Source organism: Telluria sp. AZSoR62 (assembly GCF_058111565.1).
In genome coordinates this window covers 38154-51784 of sequence record NZ_JBYTST010000018.1, presented here as the reverse complement: position 1 = coordinate 51784, position 13631 = coordinate 38154, and the positions used below count along the sequence as shown (strand labels likewise).

General features: G+C 64.2%; 9 protein-coding genes. 2 read left to right on the top strand and 7 right to left on the bottom strand.

Going from position 1 to position 13631, the window contains the following annotated elements:
* Window positions 1-6: 6 nt before the first annotated feature.
* The 4 genes from AC3XQU_RS21320 to clpS all read right to left on the bottom strand — a co-directional run bounded on the left by AC3XQU_RS21320 (window position 7) and on the right by clpS (window position 7957).
* Complete coding sequence (locus AC3XQU_RS21320; RefSeq protein ID WP_489876160.1) at window positions 7-1614, bottom strand: methyl-accepting chemotaxis protein; 1608 nt, start codon at window positions 1612-1614, stop codon at window positions 7-9.
* A 242-nt stretch (window positions 1615-1856) separates the two neighbouring features.
* The gene (locus AC3XQU_RS21315) at window positions 1857-5222 is read right to left on the bottom strand and encodes a S41 family peptidase (RefSeq protein ID WP_489876159.1); all 3366 of its coding nucleotides are present in this window, start codon (window positions 5220-5222) and stop codon (window positions 1857-1859) included.
* A 135-nt stretch (window positions 5223-5357) separates the two neighbouring features.
* Window positions 5358-7658 carry an ATP-dependent Clp protease ATP-binding subunit ClpA gene (gene clpA / locus AC3XQU_RS21310; protein ID WP_489876158.1) on the bottom strand — a complete coding sequence of 767 codons (2301 nt, stop codon included), beginning with the start codon at window positions 7656-7658 and terminating at the stop codon, window positions 5358-5360.
* Window positions 7655-7957 carry an ATP-dependent Clp protease adapter ClpS gene (gene clpS / locus AC3XQU_RS21305; protein WP_020653505.1) on the bottom strand — a complete coding sequence of 101 codons (303 nt, stop codon included), beginning with the start codon at window positions 7955-7957 and terminating at the stop codon, window positions 7655-7657. Before clpS ends, clpA begins: the two co-directional genes overlap by 4 nt.
* A 320-nt stretch (window positions 7958-8277) precedes the next feature.
* Here clpS and AC3XQU_RS21300 point away from each other — a divergent pair, with 320 nt between their 5' ends.
* On the top strand, window positions 8278-8481 hold the full coding sequence (locus AC3XQU_RS21300) for a cold-shock protein (protein ID WP_171084635.1): 204 nt from the start codon (window positions 8278-8280) through the stop codon (window positions 8479-8481).
* Between the two features lie 78 nt (window positions 8482-8559).
* Here the strand turns inward: AC3XQU_RS21300 and icd are convergent, their stop codons facing one another.
* Window positions 8560-9813, bottom strand: coding sequence for an NADP-dependent isocitrate dehydrogenase (gene icd / locus AC3XQU_RS21295; RefSeq protein WP_489876157.1), 1254 nt, complete (start codon window positions 9811-9813; stop codon window positions 8560-8562).
* A gap of 229 nt (window positions 9814-10042) precedes the next feature.
* Between icd and AC3XQU_RS21290 the strand changes: the two genes are divergently transcribed.
* On the top strand, window positions 10043-10591 hold the full coding sequence (locus AC3XQU_RS21290; RefSeq protein WP_489876156.1) for a pseudouridine synthase: 549 nt from the start codon (window positions 10043-10045) through the stop codon (window positions 10589-10591).
* 54 nt (window positions 10592-10645) lie between these two features.
* On the opposite strand, the gene AC3XQU_RS21285 is transcribed toward AC3XQU_RS21290, so the two are convergent.
* Together AC3XQU_RS21285 and rpsT are read right to left on the bottom strand one after the other, a co-directional pair.
* Window positions 10646-12880 carry an NADP-dependent isocitrate dehydrogenase gene (locus AC3XQU_RS21285; RefSeq protein ID WP_489876155.1) on the bottom strand — a complete coding sequence of 745 codons (2235 nt, stop codon included), beginning with the start codon at window positions 12878-12880 and terminating at the stop codon, window positions 10646-10648.
* Window positions 12881-13179: 299 nt separating this feature from the next.
* Entirely contained in the window at window positions 13180-13446 is a 267-nt protein-coding gene (gene rpsT, locus AC3XQU_RS21280; RefSeq protein WP_036216299.1) for a 30S ribosomal protein S20, read from the bottom strand.
* Window positions 13447-13631: the final 185 nt, after the last annotated feature.

Here is a 13631-nt window from a genome sequence, read left to right as displayed (position 1 = left end):
GCAGGCCTAGGCGTCCTGGCCTGCCAGCGCGAGGGCCCGCGGCGCCGCGCTGGATGCGCCCGGCACGGCCGTGCGCAGCTTGAAGGTGCCCACCAGTTCCGACAGCTCGGCCGCCTGCCGGCGCATCGACTGGGCCGCCGCCGCGGCCTGCTCGACCATCGCCGCGTTCTGCTGGGTCGAGTCGTCCATCTCGGCGATCGCCTGGCTGACCTGCGCCACGCCCTGCGCCTGTTCGCTGCTGGCCGTATCGATCGCGCCGAGGATGCCGGCCACGTCGTGGACGTGCTCGAGCACCGCGCGCATCGTGTCGCCGGCCGTGCCGGCGATACTGGTGCCGGCCGCGATCTCCTGGCTCGATTCGCCGATCAGCTTCTTGATCTCCTTGGCCGCCGTTGCCGAGTGCTGGGCCAGGTTGCGCACCTCGGCCGCCACCACCGCGAAACCGCGCCCCTCGGCGCCCGCACGCGCCGCTTCCACTGCCGCATTCAGGGCCAGGATATTGGTCTGGAAGGCGATGCTGTCGATCATGCCGGTGATGTCGACGATCTTGTCGGCCGAGGCCTTGATCGCGCCCATGCGAGCGACCACCTGTTCGACCGCCTGCGCGCTTTTCGTCGCCACGTGCGAGGCCGACTGCGCCAGCAGGTTGGCGTCGCGGGCGCTGGCGTTGTTGCGGGCGATCGCCTCGGTCAGTTCCTGCATGGCGGCGACGGTCTGGGTCAGTGCGCCGGCCTGGCGTTCGGTGCGGCGCGACAGGTCGTGGTTGCCGTCGGCGATTTCGCCGGAGGCCGAGTCGATCGCCTGGGCGCCCTGCAGCACCTGCGACACGGTGCTCGACACGCCGCGGGTCATGCCGTTGAGCGCATCGAACAGGCGGCCGATCTCGTCGCCGCGCGCATGCTCGATATGCGGGCGCAGGTCGCCGTGCGCCACCTGCTCGGCCAGCCCCGCGGCCTGCTGCAGCGGTCCGACGATGTTGCGGGTCAGCGTCCAGGCCAGCAGCAGGCCGGCCGCCAGCGCCCCCAGGCCCAGCGCCAGCAGCAGCGCCTTGCCGAAGGTGGAAGCCGTTGCCGACTCCTCGGCCAGGCGGTGCGCCTCGCCGGTCTCGAAGGCGAGCAGCGCTTCGAGCGCGGCGATATGCGCCTTGCTGGCCTGGTCCCAGCTGCCGGTGACGAGCTGGTCGACGACACCGGTCTGGCCGAACTCCTTGGCCTGGAACAGCGCGGCCTGGACCTTTGCCAGTGCCGCCTTGTGTTTGGCTGCCGTGTCCATCAGGGCGCGTTCGCGTTCGCTGCGCGGCAGCTTCGCCAGCCTGGCTTCGATGCCGGCGGACGCCTTGCCGCCCGCGGCCAATTGGGCCTGGAAATAGTCCGCCAGCTCGAGGCTGTCGCTGCGCGCGATCGAGATCGTGCGCGAGGCGTTCAGGCGCTCGACGCCGAGCAGGTCGGAGGTGAGCTGCTGCTTGGCCAGCTTGTCGTAGACGAGGTCGTTGGTGAGCGCATCGAGCGCCTGCATGCGCCACAGGGCGACGGCGGAGATGATCAGCAGGAGGAAGGAGACGATGCCGAAGGCGCCGAGGATCTTGGTGCCGGTCTGGAGCTTCGCGAGGTGCATGGCAGGTATCGGAGTAGGTCGGATACTTGCAGTGTAGAAACTTAGTATGACAGGGTGATGAAATTGGATGACATCGGCGGTGAGTAAATGTCACGCACCGCCGAGTGCCCTGCGGCCCGTAGGGTGGGCGGATTCTGCCCACGCGTTCAAACAGAACCAGGGCCGCGGACGTGGAAGGTTCATCCGAGACCGGTTGAACGCGTGGGCAAGGAACTTGCCCACCCTACGGGTTGCCGGCCTGCTTACTGCGCGGAGCGCTTCAGCGCCGGAATCGCCGCCGGCTTCCACTGCTTCACCGGCTGCTCCTTCATCTTCTTCTGCAGCAGCTCGACCGCCACTTCCAGCTGGCGGTCGCGCCCGGTGAAGGTCTCGTGCGGCAGGTTGTCCACTTCGACGTCGGGCGAGACGCCCACGCCCTCGATCAGCCATTCGCCATCCGCCCCGAACTGGCCGAATTCGGCCACGCGCGCCATGCCGTTGTCCGACAGGCCGTTGCCGTCGCTGAGCCAGACGCCGGCGCCGGCCGTGCGCTTGCCCACCAGCGGCCCGAGTTTCAGGGCCTTGACGCCGGCGGCGAAGGTCTCGCCGTCCGAATAGGTCAGCTCGTCCATCAGCACCACCAGGTGGCCGCGGAAGGTGTTCTGCATGTTCGACTGCGGCTGGTTGCCGTTCGCGCTCCAGAAGGCCCACGAGCGGCGCAGCAGCTTCTCGATGATCCAGCTGTCGATGTTGCCGCCGTTATTGCGGCGCACGTCGATCACCAGGCCTTCCTTGTTGATGTTGGCGTAGAAGTCGCGGGCAAAGGCGTTGATGTCGCGCGCCGTCATGGCGCGCAGGTGCAGGTAGCCGATCTTGCCCTTGGAAAGGGTATCGGCCTGCTGCGCCCTGCCCTGTTCCCAGTCGGCGTAGCGCAGGGCCGCGTGGCGCGCCATCGGCACCGGGGTGACGATCACGGCGCGCGCCTTGCCGCCCGGGGTCTTCACCTGCAGCAGCACCTGCTTGTCGGCCTGGTCGAGCAGCAGGTCGGCGATGTCGCGGCTCTCGGCCAGCGACTTGCCGTTCACGGCCAGGATGATGTCGCCTTCCTTGACGCCGACGTCGGGCGCGGCCAGCGGGCCCCGCTCGTTCGGCAGTTCCGGTTCGCTCCGGTAGACGCGCTCGACACGGAAGCCCTCCGCCGTGCGCGCCAGTACGGCGCCCAGGCTCGAGGGCACGCCCTCGCCGGCCGCGCGGCGCTGGTCGCCCGGACGGATCTGCGAGTGCAGCGCGCCGACCTCGCCCACCATCATGCCCAGCACGTCGTCCAGCTCGGCGCGGTCGGTCACGCGCTCGACCAGCGGCGCGTACCGGGCGCGGGCGGCATTCCAGTCGACGCCGCGCATGTTGGCGTCGTACAGGAAGTCGCGGTGCATGCGCCAGGCGTCGTTGAACATCTGCTTCCATTCCAGGCGCGGGTTGGTGCTCACCGCCCAGTCGTCGATCTTGACCTTGGCCTTGGCCAGGTCCGCCGGGGCCTTGGCGCCGGCCGGCACGATCAGCATGTCGCCGGGACCGGCGGCCGAGAAGCTGCGGTAGAAGACGTGCTTGCGGTCGGTGCTCAGGCCGAACTCGCGCACATTGGCCGCGAAGACTTCCGGCTGCGGGCTGCTGCGCGCGATCTCCAGGGTCTTGATGGCGCCGCTGCGGCCATTGTCCGACTCGAGGATGTACAGGCGCTTGTCGTCGATGGCCAGCGCGCGGTAGTTACCCGGTGCGATCGGCACTTCGTAGAGGCGCTCGCGCAGGCCGGCGTAATCCACCGCCGGCACCGGCGCCCTGGCCTTGTCCGGCGCGCCGGCCGTGGCCGCAGCCGCGGCGGCTGTGGCGGCGGCCACCGCCGCATTCTTGTCCGCTTCGTCCGCGCCCGGCGTCTTCACGGCCGCCTTGGCCGCCGCTTCCGGGGACGCCGCTTCCGGCTTGGTCAGTTCGTCCTCGGGCTTGAACGGGAAGCGCACGCCCGGCTGCAGGGCAAGCGCGTAGACGCCGACGCGGCGATCGAACACCGGTCCCATGTTGCGGTCGCCCCAGGGACCCGAGTTGCCGACATTGAAGTGGCGCGCCGACAGGAAGTACAGCCACTTGCCGTCCGAGGAAAACACCGGCGAATCGGCCGTGTAGCGGTCGGTCGTGACAAAAGCCATGGTCTTGGACGGCAGGTGATACATGCCGATCTGCTCGCGCTGCTCGCTGCTGCCGACGCGGACAAACGCGAGGTTGCGGCTGTCGGGCGACCAGACCACCTGGTCCGGCCGGTCGGCGCCGACCTGCTTGGCGTCGTCGATGATGACATTGGTTTTCGCCGCGAGGTCCAGCAGCCAGGTGCGGCCCTTCTTGTCGGTGTGGGCCAGCCATTTGCCGTCGGGCGAAGGATAGATGCCGGAGCGGTGGCTGGCGCCGTCGATGGTCAGGCGCTCGCCCTTGCCGGAGCCGTCGGCCGCGTAGCGCCAGATCTCGTTCTCGCCGGTGCTGTCGACAAAGGCATACACCCATTTATCGTCGTGGCTGAACACCGCGCTGCGCGCACGCGCGCCTTCCGGCACCGCGATCTCGACGCGGCGGTGGCTGCCGGTGCCGGCGATGGTCACGCGGCCGCGCGCAGTCAGCACGATGCGCTGGGCCTTGTTGGCCAGCTCGATGCCGGTCAGGGCGTCCAGCGGCGAACGCACGCGGCGCGTGCGCTGCTGGTCGAAGTCCGATACCAGGCTGGCCTGCACGCGCGTGTCCGCCCCGCTGGCGATGTCGAAGATGCGCAGGTCGGCCCCGAGCTGGTAGGCGATGCGGCCGTCGCCCAGCGAGGCGGTGCGCACATCCCACTCGGTGTGCCTGGTGTGGGCGCGGCGGTCGCTCCCGTCCGGCAGTGCGGACCAGAGGTTGTCGGCGCCGCCGCTGTCGCTGATGAAGTAGACGCGGCCCTGCCACCACATGGCGCGGCGGTTGTTGCCGGCGTCGCCCTTGAACAGCGGGACCGCCTCGGCTTTCGCGCCGAGGTCGAAGCGCCACAGCTGGGCGTGGGCGCCGCCGCGGTAGGCGCGCACGTTATCGTTGGTCATCGACAGGCCCATGCGCGTGAAGAATACGCTCTTGCCGTCGTCGGACAGCACCGCGTCGTTGGCGTCGGCCAGCGGCAGCACCCGGCGGCGCATGTCGACCGGGTCGAGCGCCGCGACCACGCGGTGCTTGGACGGCCCCACCGAATTCTCGGTGCTCACCAATACCTCGCCCTGCGCGGTCCAGCCCAGCACCGTCACGCCGCCATTTTCGAAGGTGATGCGCTTGGGCAGGCCACCCTCGACCGGCATCACATAGGCTTCCTGCGCGCCCTCGTAGGACGCGGCAAAGGCGACAAACTTGCCGTCGTGCGAAATCGCCGCGTGCGTCTCGGCCGAGGGATGAGTGGTCAGGCGCGTGGCCTTGCCGCCGCCGATGCTGGTGCGCCACAGGTCGCCCTCGGCGGTGAAGACGACGGTGTCGCCGCGGACGGCCGGGAAGCGGAAATAAGGATCGGCGGCGGCAGCCTGGCTGCCGACGAGCGCGAGGGACAGCGCGAGGATGGTGCGGGACACGTTCATGTTCACGGGGGCGAGGGTTGCTGAAGAGGAAGAGTTTGCCACAGGTCAGCAGTGTGCACGACGTGCATACATGCAAAAAAGACGGACGAAAAAAAACCGCGCTTGAGAGCGCGGTTTTCTGGAGCAGCGCGAGGCTTACTCGATCTCGACCGTCTCGGCCGGTGCCGGTGGCGGCAGCACGTCGCCTTCCGGGAACTCGAGGACGACATCGTCCTTCTCGTTCAGGTCCACCGTGATGCGTCCACCGTTGACCAGGCGGCCGAACAGCAGCTCGTCGGCCAGCGCCTTGCGGATCATGTCCTGGATCAGGCGCGACATCGGGCGCGCGCCCATCAGCGGATCGAAGCCCTTCTTCGACAGGAACTTGCGCAGCTTCTCGGTGAAGACGGCTTCCACTTTCTTCTCGTGGAGCTGCTCTTCCAGCTGCATCAGGAACTTGTCAACGACGCGCAGGATGATGTCTTCGTCCAGCGCGCGGAAGCTGATGGTCGCGTCCAGGCGGTTGCGGAACTCCGGCGTGAACATGCGCTTGATGTCGGCCATCTCGTCGCCGGCCTGCTTCGAATCGACGAAGCCCACCGAGCGCTTGGTCAGGCTTTCGGCGCCCGCATTCGTGGTCATGATGATGATCACGTTGCGGAAGTCGGCCTTGCGTCCGTTGTTGTCGGTCAGCGTGCCATGGTCCATCACCTGCAGCAGGATGTTGAAAATGTCCGGGTGGGCTTTTTCAATCTCGTCCAGCAGCAGCACCGCATGCGGCTTCTTGGTGATGGCTTCGGTCAGCAGACCGCCCTGGTCGAAGCCGACATAGCCCGGCGGCGCACCGATCAGGCGCGACACCGCGTGGCGCTCCATGTACTCGGACATGTCGAAGCGGATCAGCTCGATGCCGAGGATGAAGGCCAGCTGCTTGGCCACTTCCGTCTTGCCGACACCGGTCGGACCGGAGAACAGGAAAGAGCCGATCGGCTTGTCCTGCTTGCCCAGGCCCGCTCGGGCCATCTTGATGGCCGAGGCCAGCGCCTCGATCGCAGGATCCTGGCCGAACACCACGTTGCGCAGGTCGCGGTCGATGGTCTGCAGCTTGCTGCGGTCGTCCTGGTTGACCGTCTGAGGAGGGATCCGGGCAATCTTCGCGATGATGTCCTCGATCTCGGTCTTGCCGATGGTTTTCTTCTGCTTCGACTTCGGCAGGATGCGCTGGGCGGCACCGGCCTCGTCGATCACGTCGATGGCCTTGTCCGGCAGGTGGCGGTCGTTGATGAAGCGCGCCGCCAGCTCGGCCGCGGTCGACAGCGCCGAGGCCGAATACTTCACGCCGTGGTGCTCTTCGAAGCGCGATTTCAGGCCGCGCAGGATCGCCACGGTCTGCTCGACCGACGGTTCGTTCACATCCACTTTCTGGAAGCGGCGGCTCAGGGCATGGTCTTTCTCGAACACGCCGCGGAATTCCGTGAACGTGGTCGCGCCGATGCACTTGAGCTGGCCGTTGGCCAGGGCCGGCTTGAGCAGGTTCGATGCGTCGAGGGTGCCGCCCGAGGCCGAGCCCGCGCCGATGATCGTGTGGATCTCGTCGATGAACAGCACGCCGTTCGGGGTGTCCTTGAGCTGCTTGAGCACGGCCTTCAGGCGCTGCTCGAAGTCACCGCGGTACTTGGTGCCGGCCAGCAGCGCGCCCATGTCGAGCGAATACACGACGGCGTTCTGCAGGATCTCGGGCACGTCTTCCTGGACGATGCGCCATGCCAGGCCTTCGGCGATCGCCGTCTTGCCCACGCCGGCCTCGCCGACCAGCAGCGGGTTGTTCTTGCGGCGGCGGCACAGGATCTGGATCACGCGGTCGACTTCTTCCTCGCGCCCGATCAGCGGATCGATCTTGCCGTCGGCAGCGGACTTGTTCAGGTTCTGGGTGAACTGGTCGAGCGGGCTTTCCTTGGCCTGGCCTTCGACCTGCGCTTCTTCCACGCCCTCGGACGCCTTGGAGGTGTCGAGCTGCTGGTCCTTGCGCACGCCGTGCGAGATGAAGTTGACCACGTCCAGGCGCGTCACGCCCTGCTGGTGCAGGTAGTAGACGGCGTGCGAGTCTTTCTCGCCGAAGATCGCCACCAGCACGTTGGCGCCGGTGACTTCCTTCTTGCCATTGGAAGCCGACTGGACGTGCATGATCGCGCGCTGGATCACGCGCTGGAAACCGAGCGTCGGCTGGGTGTCGACCTCGCCCGTGCCGGGCACGGTCGGGGTGTTATCACCGATAAAATTAGTCAGGGTCTTGCGCAGGTCTTCGATATTGACCGCGCACGCACGCAGGACTTCGGCGGCCGAAGGATTGTCGAGCAGCGCGAGCAGCAAGTGCTCCACGGTGATGAACTCGTGGCGTGCCTGGCGCGCCTCGACAAAGGCCATGTGTAGGGATACTTCAAGTTCCTGCGCAATCATACTTCCTCCATCACGCATTGCAGGGGATGCCCTGCCTTACGCGCATGCGTTAAGACAAACTCCACTTTGGTACACGCTATATCTTTGGAAAACACCCCACAAACCCCTTTCCCGTGACGGTGCACGGAAAGCATGATCTGGGTGGCTGTTTCGCGGTCCTTGTTGAAATATTCCTGGATCACCGCAACCACGAATTCCATCGGCGTGTAGTCGTCGTTCAGCAATGCCACCTGGTACAACGGTGGCGGTTTTACGGTTTGCCGCTCCAGCAGCTGTTCAGTGTCATGCTTCGTAGCCATGGGCGTATTCTAATGCTTTCGGTATCGGTGCCAAGCGTAAACATCAGCTCGTTCTCATGTGCTTTCCATCTTACTTGTTTTCTCTTGAATGCGCAGATGGCGATCCAATTGACGAAATCAAGAGCCGGGTTAGCTCTGCTGTAGGAAATTTGGAGTTTGACGTTCAAAAGCACTTGACTTGCGTGGTTATTCCACCAACAATGCAGTTATCAGCATTGCACTTATGGTCTTGTTGATAAGAAGTGAGCAGGCTGAGGAGGGGGCAAGAAGCTTCTTGCTTTTACGGCTCGTGTGATTCGTTTTTAATTGAAGGTTCTTTTATGGCAACTGGTACTGTTAAGTGGTTCAATGATTCCAAAGGCTTTGGCTTCATCACTCCTGATGACGGCGGCGAAGATCTGTTCGCGCACTTTTCCGCAATCAACATGAACGGTTTTAAGACCCTCAAAGAAGGTCAAAAAGTCCAATTCGAAGTCACGCAAGGCCCTAAAGGCAAGCAAGCTTCCAACATCCAGGGTAACTAATCATTCCCCTCCGGAAGCAAAAAACCCCGCGGTTGCGGGGTTTTTTTTGGTCCTGCCCCTTTGAAGGGCAGCCAGGCCTCACATCTGCTCGATCATCACTTCGCCAAAGCCCGAGCACGACACCTGGGTCGCGCCTTCCATCAGGCGCGCGAAGTCGTAGGTGACCTTCTTCGAGGTGATCGCCTTTTCCATCGCGCTGATGATCAGGTCGGCCGCTTCAAGCCAGCCCATATGGCGCAGCATCATCTCGGCCGACAGGATCAGCGAGCCCGGGTTCACGTAATCCTTGCCGGCATATTTCGGCGCGGTGCCGTGGGTGGCTTCGAACATGGCCACCGAGTCGGACATGTTGGCGCCCGGCGCGATGCCGATGCCGCCGACCTGGGCCGCCAGCGCATCCGAGATATAGTCGCCGTTCAGGTTCAGGGTGGCGATCACGCTGTACTCGGCCGGGCGCAGCAGGATCTGCTGCAGGAAGGCGTCGGCGATCGAATCCTTGACCATGATCTCGCGCCCCGTCTTTGGGTTCTTGATCTTGCACCATGGGCCGCCATCGACCAGCTCGGCGCCGAATTCCTTCTGCGCCAGCGCGTAGGCCCAATCGCGGAAGCCCCCTTCGGTGTACTTCATGATGTTGCCCTTGTGGACAATCGTGACCGAAGGCTTGTCGTTGTCAAGCGCGTACTGGATCGCCTTGCGCACCAGGCGCTCGGTGCCTTCGCGCGAGACCGGCTTGACGCCCAGGCCCGAGCTCTCCGGGAAGCGGATCTTCTTGACGCCCATTTCTTCGGTGAGGAACCGGATCACCTTCTTGACTTCGGCCGAGCCTTCCGCCCATTCGATGCCGGCGTAGATGTCTTCCGAGTTCTCGCGGAAGATGACCATGTCGGTCTTTTCCGGGTTCTTCAGCGGCGAAGGCACGCCGGCGAAATAGCGCACCGGGCGCAGGCAGACGTACAGGTCGAGTTCCTGGCGCAGCGCGACATTGAGCGAGCGGATGCCGCCGCCCACCGGCGTGGTCAAGGGGCCCTTGATCGAGACCACATAGTCTTTCAGCACCTCGAGGGTTTCCGCGGGCAGCCACACGTCGGGGCCATACACGCCGGTCGACTTTTCGCCGGCATAGATTTCCATCCAGCTGATCTTGCGCGCGCCGCCGTAGGCCTTGGCGACGGCCGCATCGACCACCTTGATCATGACCGGGGTGATGTCCGCGCCGGTGCCGTCGCCCTCGATATAGGGGAGGATAGGATTGTCCGGCACGCTCAGCGAAAAATCGGCGTTGACGGTGATTTTCTGGCCGTCGGCCGGGACCTTGATATGTTGGTACATCGTCGTCTCCCAAGTGGTCGCGAAGCAGGCCGCAGGCGCAGCGCCAGGCCGGGCCTGCCAGATGAACTAAAATGCGGAATGACCATGCGCGACTGACCAAACCTGCAGCTGCAAGTCTTGTATAAGACAGCCGCGTTACGTCTTGCATTATGCACCAGTATTTTCCGAGGCGCCATGCCGTGCCTCTTCCCTGCCCTGTTCCACTTCCATTCGCACCCATTTGCAATTCATGGCACTGATACTCTTCAATAAACCCTTCCAGGTCCTGTGCCAATTCTCAAGCCAGGACGATCGCGAGACCCTCGCCGATTACGTCAAGATTCCGAACATCTATCCCGCCGGCCGCCTGGATGCGGACAGCGAAGGCCTGATGCTGCTCACCGACGACGGCAAGCTGCAGCACAAGATCGCCCATCCCGACCACAAGGAAACCAAGACCTACCTGGTGCAGGTCGATGGCCTGCCCGACGCATCCACCCTGGCGCGCCTGCAGGCGCCGCTCGACCTGGGCGACTTCGTCACCAAACCCTGCCGCGCCGTGCGCATCGCCGAGCCCGCGTGGCTGTGGCCACGCAACCCGCCGATCCGCGCCCGTGCCGACAAGCCGACGAGCTGGCTCGCGATCACGCTGGAAGAAGGCAAGAACCGCCAGGTGCGTCGCATGACAGCGGCGGTCGGGCTGCCGACCCTGCGGCTGGTGCGCAGCAGTATCGGGCCGTTTTCGCTGGCGACGCATCCCTTGATGCCGGGCGAATTCATCGAAGTGCGCTATCCGTAAGGGCAAAAAAAAACGCCGACCCTTGGGTCGGCGTTTTCATGACAACTCTGACGATCAGGCAGCAAACGCATCCAGCGCTGCATTGAAGGTCGCGCTCGGGCGCATGATGGCTTTCACCTTGGCCTCGTCGGCCTTGTAGTAGCCGCCGATGTCGGCCGGCTTGCCCTGCACTTCGAGCAGTTCGGCGACGATCTTCGCTTCGTTATCAAGGAGCTGCTTGGCCAGCGGCGCGAACTTGGCTGCCAGTGCGGCGTCTTCGGTTTGCGCGGCCAGTTCCTGGGCCCAGTACATCGACAGGTAGAACTGGCTGCCGCGGTTGTCGAGCTCACCGGTCTTCGGCGATGGCGACTTGCGGTTGTCCAGCAGCTTGCCGGTGGCGGCGTCCAGGGTCTTAGCCAGCACGGTCGCCTGCTTGTTGCCGGTCTTCAGGCCCAGGTCTTCCAGCGAGACGGCCAGCGCCAGGAACTCGCCCAGCGAATCCCAGCGCAGGTGGTTTTCTTCGGTCAGCTGCTGCACGTGCTTCGGTGCCGAGCCGCCGGCGCCGGTTTCGTACATGCCGCCGCCGGCCATCAGCGGGACGATCGACAGCATCTTGGCGCTGGTGCCCAGTTCCAGGATCGGGAACAGGTCGGTCAGGTAGTCGCGCAGGATGTTGCCGGTCACGGAGATGGTGTCCAGGCCGCGCTTGACGCGCTCCAGGGTGTAGCGCATGGCGCGGACCTGCGACATGATCTGGATGTCCAGGCCGGTCGTGTCGTGATCCTTCAGGTAGGTGCGCACCTTCTTGATCAGTTCATTCTCGTGCGGACGGTACGGGTCGAGCCAGAACACGGCCGGCATGCCCGAGTTGCGCGCGCGCGTCACGGCCAGCTTGACCCAGTCGCGGATCGGCGCGTCCTTGGTCTGGCACATGCGCCAGATATCGCCCGTCTCGACGTTCTGGCTCATCAGCACTTCGCCGGTGGCGAGGTCGGTGATGTTGGCCACGCCGTCTTCCGGGATCTCGAAGGTCTTGTCGTGCGAGCCGTATTCTTCGGCCTGCTGGGCCATCAGGCCGACGTTCGGCACCGTGCCCATGGTCTTCGGGTCGAAAGCGCCATGCCATTTGCAGAAGTTGATGATCTCCTGGTAGATGCGGGCGAAGGTCGATTCCGGGATGACGGCCTTGACTTCCTGCAGCTTGCCGTTGGCGTCGTACATCTTGCCGCCGGCGCGGATCATTGCAGGCATTGAGGCGTCGACGATCACGTCGTTCGGCGAATGGAAGTTGGTGATGCCCTTGGTCGAGTCGACCATGGCCAACGCCGGACGGTGTTCCTGGCAGGCGTGCAGGTCGCGCTCGATTTCTTCGCGCTGCGAGGCCGGCAGGTCGGCGATCTTGTTGTACAGGTCGGCCATGCCGTTGTTGACGTTGATGCCGAGGCTGTCGAACAGGGCGCCGTGCTTTTCAAACGCTTCCTTGTAGAACATGCGCACGCAGTGACCGAATACGATCGGGTGCGAGACCTTCATCATGGTCGCCTTGACGTGCAGCGAGAACAGCACGCCGGTTTCCTTCGCATCGTCGATCTGCTTGGCGTAGAAGTCCAGCAGGGCCTTGCGGCTCATGAACATCGAATCGATGATCTCGCCGTCCTGCAGCGCGACCTTCGGCTTGAGCACGATGGTCTGGCCCGACTTGGTCAGCAGTTCCATCTTGACGTCGCGCGCGCCGGCGACCGTCATCGATTTTTCACCGTGGTAGAAGTCGCCGTGGGTCATGTGCGACACGTGGGTGCGCGAGGCCGGCGACCATGGGGCCATCGAGTGCGGGTTCTTGCGTGCGTATTCCTTGACGGCGCGCGGTGCGCGGCGGTCCGAGTTACCTTCGCGCAGGACCGGGTTGACCGCGGAGCCGATGCACTTGCCGTAGCGTGCCTTGATGGCTTTTTCTTCGTCGGTCTTCGGGTTGGCCGGGTAGTCGGGCAGGTTATAGCCCTTGGCCTGCAGTTCTTCGATGGCGGCGACCAGCTGGCCCACCGAGGCCGAGATGTTCGGCAGCTTGATGATGTTCGCGCTTGGCTCGAGGGTCTTCTTGCCCAGTTCGGCGAGCGCATCCGGCACGCGCTGTTCCGGCGTCAGGTTTTCCGGGAAGGCAGCCAGGATACGGGCCGCGACCGAAATGTCGCTCTGCTCGACGGTGATGCCGGCAGGCTTGGTGAAGGTGCTGACCACTGGCAGGAAGGCGTGGGTCGCCAGCAGCGGCGCCTCGTCGGTCAGGGTGTAGATGATGGTCTGATCACTGCTCATACGCTTTTTCCTCGATGCGCGCGGGTTGGCGCGGTGTCTAAAACAGGGTGGTGATGCTCAAGTCTTCTATAAGACATAAGACGGGCGTTTCACATTATGCACCAGTATTTTACTGGGCGCCACGGTTTTAGGATATCCGCCATTGGCCGGGAGGGACGCCCGCCTGCCCTGCCGCCGAACCGCCTTCGCCCTGCAAAGAACGCGCCCGGCAAGCAAAAAAACCCGCCGAACCAATGGTCGGGCGGGTCTTTCTTCTGCACAGAACTGCCTGCGCGGCCGAGGCCGCACGCACGGGGCTATTAGGCCGACAGTGCTTTCAGGGCTGCAGCCAGGCGGCTCTTGTGGCGCGCTGCTTTGTTCTTGTGGATGATCTTCTTGTCAGCGATGCTGTCGATGGTCGACACGGATTGCTGGAAGATGGTGGTTGCAGCGGCCTTGTCGCCAGCCTGGATGGCCTTGCGAACTGCCTTGATTGCGGTGCGCAGGGTCGAACGCTGTGCCGAGTTGTGTGCGTTTTGCTTAACTGCTTGACGAGCGCGTTTGCGCGCTTGTGCGGTATTTGCCATGAAATTTCCTAAATCGGGGTCAAGTTGCGTTGGCAAACATTAGCGAGTGAAACCGGCGCTTTCAGTGCCTGCCCAACGATTGGTGTCTGCTAACAGAATTCAGTACAGCCCACGATTATAGCGAAGGAATCGGGTATCGGCAATTCATAAATCAATAATTGTCGCCTGTACCACGCCTGCAAAAC